The organism is Acinetobacter sp. YH12086 (assembly GCF_013419345.1).
Taxonomy (GTDB): Bacteria; Pseudomonadota; Gammaproteobacteria; order Pseudomonadales; family Moraxellaceae; genus Acinetobacter; species Acinetobacter amyesii.
The window spans coordinates 22,228-43,342 of record NZ_VPAF01000006.1 but is presented as its reverse complement, the minus strand read 5'-3'; the positions used below and the strand labels follow the sequence as shown (position 1 = coordinate 43,342).

Sequence of the window (21,115 nt, the reverse complement as noted above, 5' to 3'; positions counted from 1 at the left end):
AGTTATAACAAATAATTCAAATTGTTCTTTTTTTATTTTATGCACTTTTTCTGTGCAGTTTAAGCTTTTCCTAAGACGTCTTGCGCTATTTTAGAACTAATTAAAAGGATCGGTTACTTCTTGTTCTAGCGGTGCAGGTTTTGGACGTGGTGCATCTACACTACTTTGTGATTTTTGCACATCAATCACATTCCCTTCAGCATCACGGCGAGTCACCGTAGTACTTGTTGTTGCATTAGCTGGAGTTGTTACCGACGCTGCAGCCGCTGCTTTTCGTGCTGCGATTTGAGCTTCATCAATTTTCGGTAAAGGCACAGACTTTAATTTAACAGCATATAACTTTTGACTCGACGACATTTCTTCCGCGCCTAAGTCATTCACATATGCTTGATATTGTTTAAATTCCACAACCTTAGGTTTAATTGATGCAGGCAAAGCAATATTGAGGCTCGACATTGCAGTTTTCGCATCATTTTGAGACGAATATGGTCCTGTTAAAATGACGTATTGCTCAGGATGGTCTTCACCAGAAAGACGTAGATAAATAAATTTGTGACGCTCAGGCTGCTTGCGTAAGAAGCTTTTTAAAATATCTTCTTCAGAAACCCTAAATAATTCAACACCATAAAGCTTGACAGAATCATTGATAAATTTAGTGCCGCGGAATTCTGGTTCATGTTGAGCTGTAGCAACCACACGGGTCGTCATATCAAGCGGTCGCACTTCGTCATTTAATGCACCAAGATGGGACATTGCTGCCACTTTCTCTGGCTGAATTTGTAAATCGACTTCGGTTTCCGCTTGTTTTTCAACTTCAACCAATTCTTTGGTATCTGTAATCGCCCAGAAAACCAATGCAGCGAACAGACACACAGCTCCACCCACCAACCATGTGTAGTGATGAACTTTTTGCCATTGAGACTGCCGCGCTGCCATGATGTACCTACTCTGCCTGATTTGCCAAAATTGCCTGTTTCATTAATTCGACATCAAACTCTTTGGTGATGATGGCCTGACCTAATGATTTCAGTAAAATAAGTCGTAATTGCCCATTCAATACTTTTTTATCATGGGACATATACGCCAAAAATTCCTCTAGCGGAATTTTAGGGCAAACTATCGGTAATTGTGCACGTAAAATGATTTTTTTTGTACGCTCTAAATCTTCAACTGTGATCCAGCCCATACGATGGGACAAATCTGCAGCCATCACCATCCCTGTTGCAACGGCTTCGCCATGTAACCATTCACCATACCCCAAGTACGATTCAATCGCATGGCCAAAGGTATGACCCAAGTTTAATAACGCACGCTCACCTTGTTCTTTTTCATCATTGGCCACAATACGCGCTTTATGGGCACATGAACGATAAACCGCTTCAGCCAACAAAGTTGCATCACCTGCAACTAAAGCATCCATATGCTGTTCAAGCCAAGTTAAGAATTCAACATCACCCAACAACGCATATTTGATCACTTCAGCCAAACCTGCAGAAAGTTCACGCGCTGGCAAAGTTTTTAATTGCGCCATATCCGCAAGGACCACTTGGGGTTGCTGAAAGGCACCAATCATGTTTTTACCTAGTGGATGGTTAATCCCTGTTTTGCCACCAACACTTGAATCCACTTGAGACAGCAAAGTCGTCGGCACTTGAATAAAATATACACCACGTTGATAGCATGCAGAGGCAAAACCGGTCATATCTCCAATAACACCACCACCTAACGCCAAAACCGTACAATCGCGGTTAAAGCCTGCTTCAAGCAAGGCATCAAAAATTAAATTCAAATGGTCTAAATTTTTATACTTTTCACCATCAGGCAAAATACATGTCGCAACAGTTTTCCCTACTGCCTCAATTGCTTCTACATAATGTTTTAAATAGAGCGGTGCAACTGTGGTATTAGAGACAATCATCACTTGTTTACCCTGAACATAAGGCTCAAGTAAAGTTTGTGGATTAAGGTCACTCCCAATAAAAATAGGGTAGCGACGATCACCGAGTTCAACATGTAAGGTTTGCATGAATTTAACCTTTTCTAACGAGATATATTTTGTGAAACAATTAAATTAAAAATTTTTTGCGCAAGATCTCTCGCGGCACCTTGATTGGTTTCAATAATATAGTGCGCGACTTCACGATAAAGAGGATCACGGGCAGCCAATAAATCTCGTAGCTTTTGCTCTGGATTTTCCACTTGAAGAAGTGGGCGATTTTTGTCGCGGTAGGTTCGTTGTAACTGAATTTCCACCGGAGTATATAGATAAACAACAATACCACGTTGTTTTAAAAATTCACGATTTGGGGGCTGAGTCACAGCACCACCGCCAGTCGCTAAGACCAGTTGTTTCTTTGCAGTTAACTCATCAATGACATTCGTTTCACGACTTCTAAAGCCTTTTTCCCCTTCCTTTTCAAAAATCCAAGGAATGGTCGCACCTGTTTTACGTTCAATTTCATGATCACTGTCTAGAAATTCACGTCCTAACAATTCTGCTAAATGTCGCCCTACGGTTGTTTTTCCTGCCCCCATTGGCCCTACCAAATAGATATTTGGTAGGGTTTCAAACTCTTTGCTTGGCAAGGAGTCACCTATTTCTTTTGTTAAATTGAAAATATATTAATGATTTCTGGTAACACTGTCATTAACAATTCGCGGAGTAACAAAAATCAGCAACTCATTTTTTGCATCGCTTTTCATATCTTTACGGAATAAGCGACCCACATAAGGAATATCACCTAAGAACGGTACTTTAGTTTGCTTACTTTGTGTTTCCTGATTAAAAATACCGCCGAGCACAACAGTTTCACCATTGTTGACTAAGACATCGGTATTAATTTCATTTTTATTCAGGATAATTTCACCATTATTGGCATACCCTGCTGGTGAGTCGCTCTTAATATTCAGCTTCATTTGCACTTTACCATCTGGAGTGATGCTCGGTGTGACATCCAGACTTAATAAAGCTTCTTTAAACTCGGTAGAAGAAGTCGCATTTGAACCAGTACCCGTTGTGGTTTGATACGGAATTTCTTGACCTGAAGCCACTTTGGCCTGTTGTTTATCCGCTGTCAGTACTTTTGGTGTAGAAATGACTTCACCATAACCATCTGCTTGTAAAGCAGAAAGCTCTAAATCCAACATAAAATCAGAAAGACTAATTAAGCCGAACGCAATTCGACTGGCACCTGCAGTAGTCACCCCTAAGTCCACGTTTAAGTTACTTGGACGCTGAATCGTATATTTACCATCATCATCCGGTGTTTTTAAGTCCCAAAGCGTAGTATCACTACCACCCACCAATAAATGGTCATTTTGGTTAATCCCTTGAGACAAGAGACCCCATTTCACACCCATTTCTTTGGTAAAGTCAGTAGATGCTTTTACAATACGTGCTTCAACCATGACCTGCTTGACTGATACATCAAGCAAATCCACCATCTTACGAATCTGATCAATGTTTTGCGCGGTATCATTAATAATCAGTGTATTTGTACGCGTATCTGCAGAAATCGTTCCGCGTGGACTTAACAAATTACCCCGATCATCATCAGCATTATTACTATTATTTGACGAACCGCTATTACCCGCAGTTTTAGACTGCGTAATCAGCTTCTCTAGCTCAGCAGCTTTTGCATAGCTTAACGTTAAATATTCAGTCTGTAGTGGTGCCAACTTCATACTTTGACGTAAGGCTTTTGCTTCTTCTTCTTCCGCTTTAATCAACTCAGATACAGGCGCAATCCAAATCACATTACCATTACGACGTTTGTCCAAATTCTTGGTTTTCAATACGATATCTAGCGCTTGATCCCAAGGCACATCTTTTAAGCGAAGTGTAATATTTCCTTGAACCGTATCAGCAGCAACCATATTGATTTCAGTGAAATCAGCCAAAAGTTGCAGCACACGACGTACTTCAATATCTTGGAAGTCTAATGAAATCTTCTTACCGGTATAATGATTGGCAGCTTTAGGACGTAATGGATTCTTATCTTCCGGACGTTTCAAACTTACCGTTAATTTATTATCAGTTTGGTACGCCATATATTCATAGCTGCCCGTCGACTGAATGGTAATCACACCATTACCGCCATCATTATGTGCATCCACCGTTGCAACAGGTGTTGCAAAATCATTGACATTTAAACGGCGAGTCAAATGTGCAGGTACTTTATTGCCTAAAGTACGGATCACCACTTTACTGCCTTGCTGTTGAACATCAACGGGAGTATTTCCACCCAGTAAATCAACAACAACTTGACCTTCACCATTAGAACCACGGTGGAAACCAATATTTGAGATGCCCTGTTGCTGACGTTGTGCTACAGGCTGTACATAATTTGCAGCTTGTGCAGAGTTGATTTTTAAAATAAAGGTATTACCTTCAACACGCGTGGTAAAAGCGCCAGCATTGGCTAAATTCACAGTTAAGCGCGCACGTTGTGCATCCGAACTCACATCCACAGTGCTCGCTTCAGCCGTTGCAACAGGAATTGAACTTTGTTTTAAATTTTGCTGTGCTTTATCAAAGTCTAAAACTAGTCGTGATGGTTGATCGAGTTGATAAGCTTGTGGTTGCGGCGGCAAGCCATTAAACATCACGCGAATTTCAGTCCCTTGACCTGGAATTTGCATTGGTACCACATTGGTTACACTCACCTGAGCATTGGCAACTTGCATCATCGCCATTGCAACAGCCCCCATCGAAAACTGACGAAACACATGATTCATTGTATTGCCATCCCCAAAAATAAAATCTTGTACACTATTCTTCATTTTTATTCCTTTAAGCTTAAGGTGCTGGTCCAATTAATATGAGACTTCTAGGACGCTCTACATATCCTTCTCGCCCATCCGGAATAATCTCAATCAAATCAATTTGAGTCGGGGTAATATTTACCACTCGACCATGATTGAGCCCCATATAACTTCCACGTTGAATACGCTCAACTTCACCATCAGGTGTCTGAATCAAGGCTAATATTTGCCCAGATTGGTTACGCATACTACCCTTCATATTCAGGGTTTCTAGTGCATAACTCTCCAAAGGTTGAGGCTGACGGCTCAAGTTTGGATAAACACGCTTACCTGCCATGATTTTAAGTTCTGCTGCCAAGGAACTTGGCAAGAACGGACTTTTTAAAGAATGCGCCGCATAATTAAAAGTTTCGACAGGTACAAAATCTGGCGCAGGTTCAATCGCTAGTGGAGCTTGATTGCGTATATTTGCCATCTCTTGATTGACCACATCAATACGTGATTCACAACCAGCCAATACAAATCCAACCATCACAGAAAGTGCCAATTTATTCATTTTCATTTTGGAGCCTCCTGTGTGCTTGCTGAATCTGCAGCTTTCGCAGCACTTTCAGTATTCCCTTCATAACGATATGTTTTTGCAGAAATCACATAGTCAATTTTTGGAATATCTGAGTTCTTTTCTTTATTTTCAGTTGCTGTAATCGTTAAATTATGCAAAGTCACAATCCGTGAAAGACCCGCAATACTACTTACAAATGAACCAAAGGCGTGGTAATCACCTGTTGCCTCAATATGAATTGGCTGTTCCGTAAAGAACTCTTGCTTCACTTCAGGCTCAAGACGAATAATTTTAAATTTCAATCCAGAATTCACGCCTGTTAAGTTGATATCTTCAACCAAACCTGGAATTTCAGTTTCTTTCGGCAATTGTTCTAACTGTTGATTAAAACGTGCTTCCATATCCTGCAACTGCAATTGATATTGTTGCAAATTACGTAGTTTTGAATCTTTTTCACGAAACTCATTCAACAAATTTTGTTCTTGTGCATTGGCACTTGAAATAGCTTCAATCTTGCCTTTAATCGCCAAGAAATAGCCCAAAATTGCCACAAGGATAATGATAAAAATCCAACATGTAATTTTGACTGAAATTGGCCAACTACCATAGTTATTCGGATCTAGCGTATTGAACTGCTGTACAAACTTATCAAAAGTCATTTTCTTTTTCGGAATGACCACAGCATCTTGATTCAATTGTTCAAATTCATCACGACTCATTTTGCAGCCTCCGGAGTTGGTGTTGCTGCAGTTTGTGCGTCAGATGTTTGCGCCGATGAAGCTGACTGTCCTGCATTTGCTGCTGGATCATTAATGGTCGGCTGCGCAATTTGCTCCAAATCAGCAGTCACAGTAAATGCACCATAAGATTCTTCTACGCGAGGAACCACTGACGTCGGCGCTTTGTCTTTTTTCTCTTCCGCCACAAGGAATGAGCTCATGAAGGCATTACGATACCAAGGTGATGCTTCCAAATTACGCAGTAGATCTGCAACAGTGTTTGGACTTTCCGCACGCCCTTCGATCATAAATTTGTCGCCATTACGTTCAAATTTTGTGATGTACATATTGGCAGGTGTCACACGAACCAATTCATCTACAAGATGTACAGCGATTGGACGTTGACCTTGTAAGCCTTGAATCAACTTCATTCGTTCAATAATGGCATTACGCTGTTCTTGTAAACCATCCAAAGACTTTAATTGAACATCTAAGTTTTGGTTATGACTGATAATCAATTGGTTCGCTTGTTCTTGATCTTTTAATTTGTGATCAAAGTACAACCATGTTAAACCAACCCCAATTACCCCAATTAAGAAAGCCCCAATACAAAGTGCAATAAATTCTTTTTTTCGTTTCTCTCTTAGCTCATCACGCCAAGGGAGCAAGTTAATTTTTGCCATTAATCAAAACTCCTCAATGCTAGACCGCATGCCACCATGAGTGATGAGGCATCATTTTCAATTTTTTTAATATCAATTTGAGGTGAAAAACCCATTTGTAAGAATGGATTGGCAATCGTGACGCGGTAACCCAATTTTTGTTGAAGTAATTTTGCAAGCCCCGGAATATTGGCATTCCCCCCTGCCAATAAAATATGGTCAATTTCGTTGAACTGTGAAGATGAGAAAAAGAACTGTAAAGAACGTGCTGCTTGTTGAACGACAGCTTCTAAGAAGGGTTCTAAGACTTCGATATCATAATCATCTGGCAAGGCACGTGTTTTTTTCGCACGACCAGCTTCTTCGAAAGACAATGCATAGCGATTTTGAATTTCCTGTGTCAATTGTTTGCCACCAAACACTTGCTCACGGGTATAAATCACTTTGTTATTCTGCATGACAGATAAGGTCGTCATACTATGACCAATATCTAAAATACCCACGGTATTCACACCCATTGGCAAAGTATCTGAGAAAACTTTAAATGCATTTTCAATTGCAAAGCTTTCTACATCACCAATTTTTGGTGTAAGACCAGCAAGCTGAATGACTTCCGCACGCGCTTCAACATTTTCAATACGCGTAGCGACAAGCAAAACATTGACACGATTTGGGTTGGACAGACGATCTGGCAAGACCTCAAAATCAAGGCTCGCTTCATCAAGTGGGAACGGAATATATTGCTCAGCATCATCACGAATCTGAATTTCACGTTCATCATCGTTCATATCTGCGTCCATTTCGATGATTTTTGTAATCACCATCGACGTTGGAACCGCCAAAGCTGCATTAGTGGTCTGCGTATTGGCCAAATTAATTGCGCGCTCTAAACAGTCACCGACAGCTTCCGGATTCAATATGTTCTTTTCAACAACACTTCCTTCTGGTAATGGCACCAAAGCATAGCTTTCTACCCAATACCGCCCACTCTTTACAGAAAGTTCCAAAACCTTAACAGAAGTCGAACTAATATCTACTCCTATTAACCCCTTATTTGGCTTACGATATAACCTGAGCACAATATAATTCCTATTATTTTTTTATCCCCAAAAAAATTAACCCACTAATTAGCATTGGTCTATAATTTTATACAGATACAATAACTCATCTAACAATCCGTATATCGAAAGGATATACTGACCACCAATTAGTTTGCCATTAGCTCTTATTAAAACTTACTTGTTATGAAAAAGCTATCTTGTTCAGGCCTTGTTCATCCATTTTTTTTGGCCATTATTATTATTTTGGTCGCAATTCCAATGGGTTTCTATGGCATGTATCTCTATATTGCCCCGTCTTTGCCTGAAATGTCCATCTTAAAAAAGGCTCCATTATTAAAACCATTGCAAGTTTATAGTGCTGATAATGAGCTGATTGCAGAATATGGTGGCAAACTTTCGGTTCCTGTAGAGTACGACCAAATTCCGTCTCATTTCATTCATGGCTTTTTAGCTGCGGAAGATTCTTCGTTCTTTGAACACAGCGGAATTAGTTTCAAAGGATTGGGGCGTGCCGTCAGTGAAAGTATTACAGGCTCAGATGTGCAAACGGGTGGTTCAACCATAACCATGCAGGTTGCAAAAAACTATTATCTGACTCCAGAGCGTACTTTAAAACGTAAACTAACAGAAGTTTTCCTTGCTCGAAAAATTGAACAAAATCTAAGTAAGGAAGAAATTTTAACGCTGTATGTTAACAAAATCTTTTTGGGCAAAAATGCATACGGGATCGCAGCAGCTGCAAAAATTTATTATAACAAGAGCTTGCAAGATTTGAGCTTGGCTCAAATGGCAATGATTTCAGGCCTACCCAAAGCACCATCAAAATATAATCCTGTAGCCAATCCAAAACGTGCTTTAGAGCGTCGTAATTGGATTTTAGGACGTATGTTGCAATTGGGTTATATCAATCAATCGGAATATCAAGAAGCAATTGCTGAACCAATTAATCTCGATATGCCTGACCGCGGAGTTAGCAACAAATTCCCCTATGTCGGGGAAATGGTTCGCTCTGAGCTCGTAGAAAAGTTTGGCGAACAAGCGACAGATTCTGGCTATAAAGTCTATACCACCATCAACAGCCAACGCCAAGCCTATGCTGAGCAAGCTGTGCAAGATGGTCTTGAAGCTTACGATAGACGACATGGTTGGCGTGGTGCAGAAGCACATGATGAGCCATTAAAAAACTTTATTCCATATGCTAACACTTATCCTGCCGAAGTCACTAAAGTCAACAACACCAGTATCGAAGTGTTGATGCAAGATGGTAGTAGTGTGACTGTTCCATGGTCAGGTCTGTCTTGGGCACGTCCCTATCGCAATGCCAATAGTGTAGGCAATGCGCCAAGCAAAGCCTCACAAATTGTTAAAGTAAAAGATATTATTCGCCTACGTCCGAATGCTGATAAAAGCTCATGGGCTTTGGTGCAAATTCCAAAAGCGCAAGGTCAATTGATCGCACTCAACCCCAATAATGGTGGCATTGAAGCCATTGTCGGTGGTTATAATTTTTATCAATCTAAATTTAACCGTGCTCTACAAGGCTGGCGTCAGCCGGGTTCAACCATTAAACCCTTTGTTTATGCTTTAGCACTTGAACGCGGTATGACTCCATACTCCATGGTCAATGACAATCCAATTACGATTGGCAAATGGACGCCTAAAAACTCTGACGGTCGCTATTTGGGAATGATTCCTCTACGCCGTGCCCTCTATTTATCACGTAACACAGTTTCAGTTCGCTTATTACAAGTCGTCGGGATTGAACGTACTCGCCAATTATTTATGGATTTTGGTTTGCAAGAAAACCAAATTCCACGTAACTACACCATTGCTTTAGGTACCCCACAGGTATTGCCGATTCAAATGGCGACAGGTTATGCGACATTTGCCAACGGTGGATATCGTATTCAACCGCACTTTATTAGTCGTATTGAAGATGCTTATGGCAAAGTGATTTATCAAGCCAATCCTGAATATGCATGTATTCAATGTATCAATCAAAAGGACGAAGTTGAATCTGCAGATCCGACCACGCCAGATGATGAAGTGATTGAAGTCACTAATAAGGATAATAAACCTGCTGAATCGAAAATTTCCGATACTGAAGCAGCAAACTATAAACAAGCTCAGCGGATTTTGAAGTCAAGTTCAGCCTTTGATATGGCGAACATCTTGCGTGACGTGATTCAACACGGTACAGGTCGTGCGGCTTTAAAAATTGGTCGCGGTGATTTAGGCGGTAAAACCGGTACAACCAATGATGCAAAAGACGCGTGGTTTGCTGGATTTAATGGAAAATTGGTCACTGTGGCTTGGGTCGGTTTTGACCAACCCTCTACTTTAGGTCGCCGTGAATATGGTGGTGTTGCAGCACTGCCGATTTGGTCAGACTTTATGGCGAAATCCCTCAAAGGCACACCTGAAGCTTGGGTGCGTTTAGACACTCATGCCAAAAATCCAATCAATCGCAATTCAGCTAAAGCGACTCAAGGTCAACCTGAACAAGATCGTGCAGCAACGCCGCCGATGGCTCAACCGCTGTATCGTCCTGCTCCTGTTGTACCAAAACCACAGGCTACGCAAAATGATTTTGAAGATCTTCCAGGGGCTGCTGAAACCAATCTTGCACCTACTCGGACTGCGCCACCACCAATGCAGCCTAAACCACAAAGTACAGAGCATAAAACTGACGCACTTGATCATCTCATCGATCAAGTTCAGTAAATAAGCTGCATAAAAAAGCCCTCAAACTAGGGCTTTTTTTATCAATTCAAATGCATTATTTCTTTTTAAAGAGATAAATTTGATACTGCGCTTGCAACTCAAATTGTTCATTTTTTTCTAGAGCTTCTCGACGCTCAGCTTTCACTTTATAGGCATAAGGCGTCATTGCAATTAAGTTTTTGAGATCCTGCTGAGAAAGTGACATTTTCGCTTGTACCACTTGCTCACTTTCCAATTCAAAATCATTCGCCAGTTGTTCCACAAATTTATGCGGTTCATGTAGTTTTACTTCTTCAAATAAGGCTTCACGCATTGCATAAAGATGCTCTGGCGCAGGTGTGACCACCATCAAGTGCCCTTCAGGCTTTAACACACGAAGGATTTCTTCTTGAGGAATAGGACTAAATAAACTCGTACACAAGTCAATCGAATGATCTAATACAGGTAAGGTTGCCCCTGTCCCAACCACCCAAGTCACCTCTTTATTCAGTTTAGCGGCCACTTGTACTGCATTTTTAGCGATATCGACACCCACACACTGTAATACTTCAGCTTGCATCGCATTGGTGTAATAGCCTTCACCACAGCCAATATCCAATAAGTTTTCAACACGTAACTTTTGAATCAAAGCCACTACTGTCTGTTGCAAAGGTGCATAGTGACCTGCACTTAAAAATGCTCGACGCGCCTGTACAGATTCAGGCGTATCGCCCGGGTTTTTACTGTGTTTATGCTGAACCACATGTAAATTGACATAGCCTTGTTTTGCAACATCATAGCTATGATTATTTTCACAGCGCCATGTCCGCTCTGTGAGTTTCAATGCTTCACGGCATACAGGACACATCAACAGGTTCATCATTTACTCCACTATATTTTTGAAATAAAAAAACCGGCATCTGTGGGAGCAAATGCCGGTTTCGTTTATTTATTTGCTTAGCGTAATTTTAAAGTCATTAGACCCAAAACTACCAGCATAATTGTGATAATCCAAAAACGAATCACCACCTGAGTTTCACGCCATCCCTTTTTCTCATAGTGATGGTGCAGCGGTGCCATTAAGAATACACGCTTGTTCCGCATACGCAGTGAGCCAATTTGCAAGAAAACAGAAATAGCTTCAACCACAAAGACACCGCCCATAATGGCAAAAACGATTTCTTGACGAACCATGACTGCGATCGTACCGAGCATCGCACCTAGAGATAAGGCACCGACATCACCCATAAACACTTGCGCTGGATGCGCGTTAAACCATAAGAATGCCAAACCAGCACCGATCATTGCCGCACAGATCACGACAAGTTCAGATGCGTATTTCACATAAGGGATATGTAAATAATCGGCAAAACGAACATCACCAGCCAGATAAGCAAATACACCTAAACCAGCGGCAACCAGAACAATTGGCATAATTGCTAGGCCATCTAAACCATCCGTTAAGTTCACAGCATTAGATGCACCGTTAATCACCAAATAAGTAAAGACAATAAAGCCAATACCGAGTGGAATAATAGACAATGGAATGCTAATTTCTTTAAAGAATGGAATCAGCAGATCCAACATATTTGAGGTATGTACAGGATTCGCTTGCTGTGTCGCAATCACATAAAGTGCAATACCAGCACCTAATGATGCCACAGAAGTCCAAAAGAATTTCTTCTTCGCAGATAGACCGGCATTGTCTTTATAACGGATTTTAATCCAGTCATCGGCCCAGCCAACAGCACCAAAGATCACCATCACGCCAAGTACAATCCATACATAAGGGTTTGAAAGATCGGCCCAAAGTAAGGTTGAAATCCCAATAGACAGTAAAATCAACACACCGCCCATAGTCGGTGTGCCCATTTTTTTGGCATGATTTTCAGGTGCAAATGAACTGACTGCCTGACCATATTTGAGAGCTTGCAATTTGCGGATCATCACAGGTCCAAGCAACAGACCAATGGCCAATGCCGTTAAGACACTGAGTAGCGAACGAAGCGTTAAATAACGAACAACCTGAAACGAGCTGTGATAACCCGCAAGCTGCTCAAATAACCATAACAGCATTAAAGTTTCTCCATCAATTCAGCCATCAAAGTTTCCATGTGGGTATAACGAGAACCTTTAAACAGGAAACTCATGGACTGAGGCTGATGTGTTTTGACTAGACTAATTAATAACGGTAAAGCCTGTTCTTGAGTAAGAAAGGCCTGTAATTTTTTACCATATTGTGTACTGCGCGCGCCTTCTTGCACAGCAGGTGAAAACTCACCGACAGCAACGACAAATTGAAGACCAGAGTGTGAGACAAGATCACGTCCCAACATGTAGTGCTGCTGTGCAGCAGAAGAACCTAACTCACCAATATCCCCAATGACCATGACTTTGATGCCATCTTGCTGCGCAAGTACATCAGCAGCAGCACGCATTGAGGTTGGATTTGCATTGTAAGTATCATCAATAAACAAATAATCTTTATGTTGAATAAAGTTTAGACGGCCTTTGGCACCTGTCGCATGTTCAAGCCCCACAACGATATCATCTAAACTCACACCAATCGACAACGCGAAAGCTGCGGCTGCAGTGGCATTTTGCACATTATGTTCACCAGCAAATGGCAGTTGAACATGACGTGCACCTTGTGGCGTATTTAAGATAAAACGTGAAGATTGAGCCTGAAGCTCCGTCTCAGTCGCAAAGACATCCCCGCCCTGACCAAAACTCATTAATTGCTCAGTTTGCACAGCTTGACGAATGGCATCTGTAAAATCATCTGCCGCAGGCACAATCGAAGTTCCTGTTTTCGCTATATGTGCATAAATTTCAGACTTGGCACGACAGATGCCATCACGTCCACCAAACTCACCCATATGAGCGGTGCCAATATTTAAAATTCCGGCAACCTGAGGCTGTACCAAATTTGAGGTGTAATCAATTTCACCTTTATGACTGGCACCAAGCTCCATCACGGCATACTGATGTTCTGGACGCAACTCAAGTAACATCATCGGTACGCCAAGGTCATTATTTAAATTACCGCGCGTAATTAATGTTGGTGCAAGACGAGAAAGGATACTCCCGAGCATCTCTTTGGTCGTAGTTTTACCACTGCTTCCTGTCAAGGCAATTACTTTTAAAGCTGGGTTTTGGGCACGACGAAATGCACCCAAATGTCCAAGCGCCAAACGTGTATCTGCAACCACCAACTGATAAATATCCACATCGACCGGATGACTAACGATGGCAATTTCACAACCCTTTTCAGCCACTTGAGCAAGGAAGTCATGCGCATCAAAGCGTTCACCTTTCAGGGCAAGAAAAGCGTCACCTTGCTCTGCATGACGTGAATCGGTCAAAATTCGTTTTACAGGACCTGTCGGCGCTTGATTATTATGCCAGTGACCTTGTGTCGCTTGAACCAACTGTTCGGCAGTCCATGGTTCTAATGGAACCGTACTGGTCGTTGAAGTATGCATATCTGTTTCCTATTGCGCTGGATAAGCCGAGTCAGTGTTGTGATGCTGTGAATCAATCGCTGATTTCACTTCCACCACATCATCAAACCAATGTCGAACTCCATCAATTTCTTGATAGTTTTCATGGCCTTTACCAGCAATCACCACAATATCACCCGCTTGCGCATGGTTGACTGCGAATTTAATCGCTTCACGGCGGTCATGGATTTCATGGACAGTTTTTCCAGTGAAATCAATACCAGCCTTCATATCTGCAAAAATTTGTTCTGGGTTTTCAGTACGTGGATTATCTGAGGTAATCAACGCAATATCTGCATGGTTTAATGCCGCTTGTGTCATCAATGGACGCTTACCACGGTCACGATCACCACCACAGCCAAACACCGCCCATAGCTGTTGCGATACATGACGTTTTAAGGTCTGTAACACTTGAATCAAGGCATCTGGTGTATGTGCATAATCCACCACAAACAGGCGTTCATCATCACGGATCACTTGCATACGACCCGGTGCACCTTTTAACTTGGGCGCAGTTGCGATCAAGGCAGATAAGTCAAAACCCGCTTGCTCCGCTGAAATTAAGCTCGCCACAATATTTTCAATATTGAAGTGTCCCAATAATGGACTTTGCACCACAAATTCAGCTTGAGCAGTACGCAATTTAAATTGTGCGCCCGTTAAGCTGTATTGAATATCCGTCACTTGATAATCCGCAGCCTGACGCGTTGAATAAGTCAAAATTTTAGGCTGAGCCGGGTTTTGGCGTGCGGCATTCAGCATCACTTCTGCATGTTCATCATCGAGATTGATGACTGCAACTTTGAGCGATGGAAACTGAAACAAACGTGATTTCGCTTCAGCATAGGCTTCAAGGGTTTTATGATAATCCAAATGATCACGACTTAAATTGCTATAAGCGGCAATTTCAATTGCACAGCCATTTAATCGACCTTGTTCTAAGCCATGCGAACTTGCCTCAATGGCAGCAAACTCTGCACCCTCAAGCGCATAGGCATGCAATGCATTTTGCATATGTAACGCATCTAAAGTGGTGTGAGAAGAGGCTTCTAAATTCGGTAAAATTCCATTACCAGTGGTTCCCATCACTGCACATTTTTTGCCTTGCAGCATGAGTAATTCAGCGATTAAACGAGAGATCGTGGTTTTACCATTGGTACCCGTCACTGCCAAAATTCGTGCAGCTTGAGCTGGTTGAGTCGCCTGTAAATATTGCTTTTGCCACTGCCCCATCAATTGACGCACATCCGCGATCACGACACTTTGATCCAAGCCCAAATCAGTTTCTGAAATGACAGCCAACGCGCCATTCTCTAACGCTGCACGTGCAAATTGTGCTGTTTTTTCAGGTTGCGAAAACGAAGTCAGGGCAATAAATATTTGCCCTGCTGTAACTTTGCGACTATCCAGATTGAAGCCCTGAAAGGATTGCAACATCCATTCAGCGGGCTGTTCAACGGTGTATAGATCTTGAAACGTAATTTTCATTCATCACCTATTACTGGATCTTAGGAGTGTCTAAAGGTTTATCTAATGGTACGTTCATTAAACGTAAAGATTCTTGCATTACACGAGCGAAAACTGGTGCAGCCACCAGACCACCGTAATACTGACCTGTCGGGTTTTCCACTACAACAATCATGGCCAAACGTGGATCACTCACTGGTGCAACACCGGCAAAGAGTGCTCGATATTCTGAAGTCGAATAGCCTTTACGGTCTGCACGTAATTTATGTGCTGTACCAGTTTTACCCGCCACGCGATAACCCGGAATATTGGCTTGACGTGCCGTACCACCCGGCAAGGTCACTGCTTCCATCATTAAAAGCACTTGATCAGCAATTTTAGGGTCAACCATCTGCTCACCTTTCGGCTTTTCCTCAAGCTTGTACAAGCTCAGTGGCATTTTGACGCCCTTATTGGCAATCATGGCATAAGCATCAGCCAGTTGAAGCACTGTAGCGTTCAAACCATAACCATAAGCCATGGTCGCTACTTCTGACACATTCCATTTACTCTTCGGCAAAATCAGACCAGCACTTTCGCCGGGGAATTTCACCGCTGAACGTTGACCAAAGCCAAGACGTTGATAGAACGTTGGTAATGTTTCATAAGGGAGAGATAAAGCGATTTTTGCCACACCGACGTTAGACGATTTTTGAATAATGCCGCCCAAAGTCAGAGGGCCATAGTTATGCGTATCTCGGATAGTATGATTCCCTACACGCATAGAACCGGGTGTGGTATTTACAACGGTATTTGCAGTGTATTTACCGCTTTCCAATGCCATTGCCACGGTCAATGGCTTCATGGTTGAACCTGGCTCAAAGGAGTCAATCGCACCACGGTTACGCATAGCATCTTTATTTAAGACACCTTTTTTATCATTCGGGTTGTACGACGGCCAAGACGTCATCGCTAAAATTTCACCTGTTTTGACATCCACGGCAATCGCGGTTGCAGAACGTGCGTTATTGGCTACGCCGGCTGCAGTCAACTCACGATACATAATGTATTGCAAACGTGAATCAATACTCAGCGTGATATTTTCACCCGACTCAACCTCTTTCACGATCTCAGGGTCTTTAACGCGGTTGCCTTTTTTATCTCGGACAATTTGCTGCGCACCATCTACGCCTGCAAGACGTTCATTCAATTGCATCTCTAAACCTTCGATGCCCATACCCTCACTATTGGTTAAACCAATAATTTGTGAGTTTGGCTGAGGCTGTGGATAGTAGCGCTTATAGTTTTTCTCGGTATATACCCCCTGAAAGTCACGTTTCATGATCAATTCAGCTTGTTGTGGTGGCACTTCTTTCTTTAAAACTAAATAACGTGAACGTGGACGCTCATTCATTTTGCGTCTCAATTCAGCACGATCCATCCCTACAGCATCAGCGAGTTCATCTAAATTCAGATTTTTATCTGGTAATTGACGTTTTAACTTACGGTTGTTTGGATCTTTAGCCAATTCCGCCGTAATTTCTTCAAAGAGTTTTTTATTGTCAAAATAATCACGTGGATCGATCACGATTTTCATGATCGGAGTACTAATGGCTAAAGGAACGCCGTGACGGTCATAGATTACACCGCGCATGGCTTTTAAGGTTTCAGTTCTTAAAATTTTGGCATTGGCTTTATTTTGTAAAAAGTCTTTATTGATGATTTGTACATAAAAAGCCCGCCCGACCAATGCAATAAAGCACAGTAAAACCACCGCCCACATCAAGTGATAGCGCCACATCTCCACCGAAATTGCTGTACGACCAGTAACAGACTGCTGTTTTTTACGCGGAGTTTGTTTGTTTCTCTTTTCAACCATGTGACCGGCAGCCTATTTTTTCTGTTCTGGAGTTTGTGGCAATGAAATAACAACGGTTTGTGCAATAGGAGGCGAATACATCCGTAATTGGGTAACTGCACGTGTCCCAATTTGGGCTGTTGCACCAAAAGTTTGTTGTTCGATCAGCAAACGTCCCCATTCTGCATTGAGGTCATCCCTTTCACGCATATAGGTACTCAATTGACGATAATCTTGGCGATATTCAAAGACTTGAAACACCACCATAATCGCACTCACAAAAACCAAGAGCAATAAAATGCCGTATGTAATGATTTTCTTCGACTGCGATTGATCAGAGTTTTTTTCGATTGCTTCGGTTTTCATTCTTTGCCTTTTAAGCTAAACGCTCTGCCACACGAAGCCAAGCACTACGAGATCGTGGATTGGCTTTAACTTCTTCTTCACTTGCTTTAATTCGTGACACTTTTTTTAAGCGGCGGGTATCTTCGCGTTTTTGTGGCAAACCCCAGCCTGTGTCTTCTGCAAGTGTAGATTCTTTTTGAATAAATTGTTTAATTAAACGATCCTCTAAAGAATGGAAACTGATCACTGCCAGAGTGCCTTGAGGTTTCAGCATCTCCACCGCTTGAGGTAAGAAGTTATCAATATCGTCGAGTTCTTTGTTAATAGCAATACGAATTGCTTGGAAAGTTCGTGTCGCTGCATGTTTATTTTTTTCCCATTTCGGGTGGGCAACTTTCACAATTTCGGCCAATTGAGCTGTGGTTTCAATATACCCTGCAGCTTTAATCGCTTTGGCAATACGGCGGCTATAACGCTCTTCACCATATTTAAAAATAATATTAGCTAAATCTTCTTCTTCAATATCAACCAACCACTCTGCGGCTGTTGGACCTTGTGAATTGTCCATACGCATATCAAGTGGGCCATCTTTCATAAAACTAAAGCCACGCTCTGCTTGGTCTAGCTGCGGAGATGATACCCCTAAATCCGCCATAATACCGTCGACCAAATCGATACCTCGACTACGCAGTTCTTCTTTTAAGTCTGCAAAACTAGCGTGAATGATTTTAAAACGCGCATCTTCTTGTTCTAATTCTGCTGCAACAGCCAATGCTTGCGGGTCTTTATCAAAGGCATAAACACGTGCGTTTTCATCTAATTTAGACAGTAATAAACGCGTATGACCACCACGCCCAAATGTGCCATCTACGAAAATTCCTGTATTGCGATCTGCCAGTAAAGCATCAACAGTTTCATGAAGTAATACAGAAATATGCGACATAAGGGTTCGTTCAACACAGCTAAAAATGTAACTGCACATTATTACCTTGTTTTAGCAAAGCTCCAAACGTCTTTTTGTACAGAAATATTACTTTCCATAGAGAAAACCGTTTTTATTTTTTGCCATCCATTAAAAAACCTCCCGAAGGAGGTCTTTGAACATCTCAAATCATAGATTTCGATGTATTAACGCTTATTATTGTAGATCTGATCGAAGATCGCACCATTCACAAAATGTGTCTTTTGCGCTTTTGCCCAACCACCAAACACTTCATCGATGGTAAAGGTTTTTAATGGCGGGAACTGTGATTTATATTTTGCTAAAACTGCTGCATTACGTGGGCGATAGAAATGACGAGCCGCCATCTCTTGACCTAATGGAGAATAAAGATAATTGATATAGCCTTGAGCTAACCATTTATTACCATTTTTATCGACAGTTTTGTCTACGATTGCCACTGAAGGCTCAGTCAAAATCGACATCGATGGATATACGATATCAAATTTATTTTTACCCAAAGTTTTTTGAGTAACTAAAGCTTCGTTTTCCCAAGTCAATAACACATCACCAATACCACGTTCTGCAAATGTAGTCATCGATGCACGTGCCGCAGAGTCCATCACTTTTACGTTATGGTACATTTTACCCACGAAATCTTTGGCTTTCGCTTCATTACCACCCGGCTGTTTCAAAGCATAACCCCAAGCTGACAAGTAAACCCAACGTGGGAGACCGCCAGTTTTCGGGTTCGGGGTAATAATTTGTACGCCCGGCTTGGTTAAATCAGACCAATCTTTAATATGTTTCGGGTTGCCCTTACGCACCATGAAGACAATCGTTGACGTATATGGCGCTGAGTTATGTGGAAACTCTTTTTGCCAGCCCGGCTGAATCTGTCCAGACTTCACAATTTCTTCGATGTCATTGGCCAATGCCAAAGTCACGACATCACCTTTTAAACCATCAACCACGGATCGGGCTTGTTTACCTGAACCACCATGTGATTGTTTAAATGCAACCGTTTTACCGGTACGCTCTTTCCAATATGCACCAAATGACTTATTAAATTCGTCATAAAATTCACGCGTTGCATCATAAGAAACGTTTAAAAATTCACGATCAGCGGCCTGAGCAGACGCTGAGAAAGCAACACCAGTGGCAAGCAACGCAGCACTAAGCCAAGCCTTAAATTGAGTTTTCATAACAGCCAGCATAAAGTTATATTCAATACTGCTAAATATATGAAATAAAGTCATAAATCGCAATTGCAGCAAGTTTAGACCCTTTTGCTGAATACAGCTAGCGCAGCGAATTTAATTGTCTGTTTTTCATATTAAAATACACAAAAACAATCTACTTATTGCCTATATATAGATTTTTATGCATTACATATGCAAAAAACGGATAATCTAGATTATCCGTTTTTACAGCGCACATTATAGTGGGTCGTTTTACTCTTTATTCTTTTCACTATAGATTTGATCAAAAATCGCACCATTCACAAAATGTGTCTTTTGCGCTTTAGCCCAACCGCCAAACACTTTATCAATGGTAAAGGTTTGAACTTTCGGGAACTGAGCAGCATATTTTGCAGTGGCTTTTGCATCGCGAGGGCGGAAGAAATATTTGCCTGCTAGCTCTTGGCCATTAGGTGAATATAGATAGTTTAAATAACCCTTCGCCAAATTTCGATTACCATTTTTATCGACGGTTTTATCTACCACAGCCACCGAAGGCTCGGCTAAAATCGAAATAGAAGGATAAACAATGTCATATTTATCTTTGCCTAGGCCCTGAGTCGCTAAGAGTGCCTCATTTTCCCAAGACAATAAGACATCTCCAATGCCACGCTCAGCAAAGGTCGTGAGCGAACCACGTGCACCAGAATCCAATACTTTGACATTGCTATAGAGTTTTTTCACCAATTCTTTGGCTTTGGCCTCATTTCCACCCGGCTGTTTTAAAGCATATCCCCAAGCTGATAAATAGATCCAACGCGGTGCCCCACCTGTTTTTGGATTTGGCGTAATAATTTCAACACCCGGTTTGGTCAGGTCATTCCAATCTTTAATTTTTTTCGGGTTGCCCTTACGCACCAAAAATACGATAGTTGAGGTATACGGTGCAGAATTATGTGGAAATTGTTTTTGCCAATTTTTATTGATTTGTCCAGTCGCCACAATTTCATCAATATCATTGGCCAATGCCAAAGTGACAACGTCTGCTTGTAAACCCGTTGCTACTGCACGAGCTTGTTTGCCAGAACCACCATGTGATTGTTTAAAGTTAATCTCTTGTCCTGTACGTTTTTTCCAATATTGTCCAAATTCTTGGTTATATTCCTGATAAAACTCACGTGTTGGATCATATGAGACATTTAAGAAACCTTTTGCGGCATATACCTGTACTGCTACCCCACCCAATAAAGCGAAAATACCCGATGCTATTATTTTTTTCATCTGCTCAAACTCAAATTGATCTTGAGAGCACTATATAAATCAAAAATAACTTTAACAATCAGCTATCTATAATATAAATTCAAATCTATT

Annotated in this window: 18 protein-coding genes; 1 reads left to right on the top strand and 17 read right to left on the bottom strand. The window is 41.6% G+C overall.

The features are described 5' to 3' along the window. Positions 1-96: 96 nt before the first annotated feature. The 8 genes from FTU29_RS08510 to FTU29_RS08475 all read right to left on the bottom strand — a co-directional run bounded on the left by FTU29_RS08510 (position 97) and on the right by FTU29_RS08475 (position 7,786). Positions 97-936, bottom strand: coding sequence for a hypothetical protein (locus FTU29_RS08510; RefSeq protein WP_180121376.1), 840 nt, complete (start codon positions 934-936; stop codon positions 97-99). Positions 937-943: 7 nt separating this feature from the next. Further along, on the bottom strand, positions 944-2,026 hold the full coding sequence (gene aroB / locus FTU29_RS08505; RefSeq protein ID WP_180121374.1) for a 3-dehydroquinate synthase: 1,083 nt from the start codon (positions 2,024-2,026) through the stop codon (positions 944-946). Between the two features lie 14 nt (positions 2,027-2,040). After that, positions 2,041-2,586 (bottom strand): shikimate kinase AroK, encoded by a 546-nt coding sequence (aroK, locus tag FTU29_RS08500; RefSeq protein ID WP_078189378.1) that lies wholly within the window; start codon positions 2,584-2,586, stop codon positions 2,041-2,043. Between the two features lie 36 nt (positions 2,587-2,622). Then, on the bottom strand, positions 2,623-4,737 hold the full coding sequence (gene pilQ, locus FTU29_RS08495) for a type IV pilus secretin PilQ (protein ID WP_180121494.1): 2,115 nt from the start codon (positions 4,735-4,737) through the stop codon (positions 2,623-2,625). A 61-nt stretch (positions 4,738-4,798) separates the two neighbouring features. Further along, positions 4,799-5,326 (bottom strand): pilus assembly protein PilP, encoded by a 528-nt coding sequence (locus FTU29_RS08490; protein WP_078192530.1) that lies wholly within the window; start codon positions 5,324-5,326, stop codon positions 4,799-4,801. Further along, positions 5,323-6,045, bottom strand: coding sequence for a type 4a pilus biogenesis protein PilO (locus tag FTU29_RS08485; protein ID WP_078192531.1), 723 nt, complete (start codon positions 6,043-6,045; stop codon positions 5,323-5,325). Before FTU29_RS08485 ends, FTU29_RS08490 begins: the two co-directional genes overlap by 4 nt. After that, the gene (locus FTU29_RS08480; protein ID WP_078189382.1) at positions 6,042-6,728 is read right to left on the bottom strand and encodes a PilN domain-containing protein; all 687 of its coding nucleotides are present in this window, start codon (positions 6,726-6,728) and stop codon (positions 6,042-6,044) included. The genes FTU29_RS08485 and FTU29_RS08480 overlap by 4 nt, the downstream gene beginning before the upstream one ends. Further along, entirely contained in the window at positions 6,728-7,786 is a 1,059-nt protein-coding gene (locus tag FTU29_RS08475; protein WP_078192532.1) for a pilus assembly protein PilM, read from the bottom strand. The genes FTU29_RS08480 and FTU29_RS08475 overlap by 1 nt, the downstream gene beginning before the upstream one ends. 165 nt (positions 7,787-7,951) lie before the next feature. Between FTU29_RS08475 and ponA the strand changes: the two genes are divergently transcribed. Next, positions 7,952-10,492: a penicillin-binding protein PBP1a gene (gene ponA / locus FTU29_RS08470; RefSeq protein ID WP_180121372.1), complete on the top strand. Its 2,541-nt coding sequence runs from the start codon at positions 7,952-7,954 to the stop codon at positions 10,490-10,492. A gap of 55 nt (positions 10,493-10,547) precedes the next feature. Here ponA and FTU29_RS08465 read toward each other — a convergent pair whose 3' ends face one another. The 9 genes from FTU29_RS08465 to FTU29_RS08425 form a co-directional block, all read right to left on the bottom strand. Next, positions 10,548-11,351, bottom strand: a complete 804-nt coding sequence (locus FTU29_RS08465) for a putative RNA methyltransferase (protein WP_180106972.1) — start codon at positions 11,349-11,351, stop codon at positions 10,548-10,550. 77 nt (positions 11,352-11,428) lie between these two features. After that, positions 11,429-12,547: a phospho-N-acetylmuramoyl-pentapeptide-transferase gene (mraY, locus tag FTU29_RS08460; protein WP_180084554.1), complete on the bottom strand. Its 1,119-nt coding sequence runs from the start codon at positions 12,545-12,547 to the stop codon at positions 11,429-11,431. Beyond that, positions 12,547-13,956: a UDP-N-acetylmuramoyl-tripeptide--D-alanyl-D-alanine ligase gene (murF, locus tag FTU29_RS08455; RefSeq protein ID WP_180121370.1), complete on the bottom strand. Its 1,410-nt coding sequence runs from the start codon at positions 13,954-13,956 to the stop codon at positions 12,547-12,549. Before murF ends, mraY begins: the two co-directional genes overlap by 1 nt. 9 nt (positions 13,957-13,965) lie before the next feature. Further along, on the bottom strand, positions 13,966-15,462 hold the full coding sequence (locus tag FTU29_RS08450; RefSeq protein WP_180121368.1) for a UDP-N-acetylmuramoyl-L-alanyl-D-glutamate--2,6-diaminopimelate ligase: 1,497 nt from the start codon (positions 15,460-15,462) through the stop codon (positions 13,966-13,968). Positions 15,463-15,472: 10 nt separating this feature from the next. Beyond that, a complete protein-coding gene (ftsI, locus tag FTU29_RS08445) occupies positions 15,473-17,299 on the bottom strand; it encodes a penicillin-binding protein PBP3 (RefSeq protein ID WP_078192538.1) in 1,827 nt (608 codons plus the stop codon). Positions 17,300-17,311: 12 nt separating this feature from the next. Next, on the bottom strand, positions 17,312-17,644 hold the full coding sequence (ftsL, locus tag FTU29_RS08440) for a cell division protein FtsL (protein WP_078189390.1): 333 nt from the start codon (positions 17,642-17,644) through the stop codon (positions 17,312-17,314). Positions 17,645-17,654: 10 nt separating this feature from the next. Beyond that, on the bottom strand, positions 17,655-18,566 hold the full coding sequence (gene rsmH, locus FTU29_RS08435) for a 16S rRNA (cytosine(1402)-N(4))-methyltransferase RsmH (protein ID WP_180121366.1): 912 nt from the start codon (positions 18,564-18,566) through the stop codon (positions 17,655-17,657). A 185-nt stretch (positions 18,567-18,751) separates the two neighbouring features. After that, entirely contained in the window at positions 18,752-19,768 is a 1,017-nt protein-coding gene (locus tag FTU29_RS08430) for a sulfate ABC transporter substrate-binding protein (protein ID WP_180121364.1), read from the bottom strand. Between the two features lie 249 nt (positions 19,769-20,017). Further along, positions 20,018-21,025, bottom strand: a complete 1,008-nt coding sequence (locus tag FTU29_RS08425) for a sulfate ABC transporter substrate-binding protein (protein ID WP_180121362.1) — start codon at positions 21,023-21,025, stop codon at positions 20,018-20,020. Between the last annotated feature and the right edge of the window lie 90 nt (positions 21,026-21,115).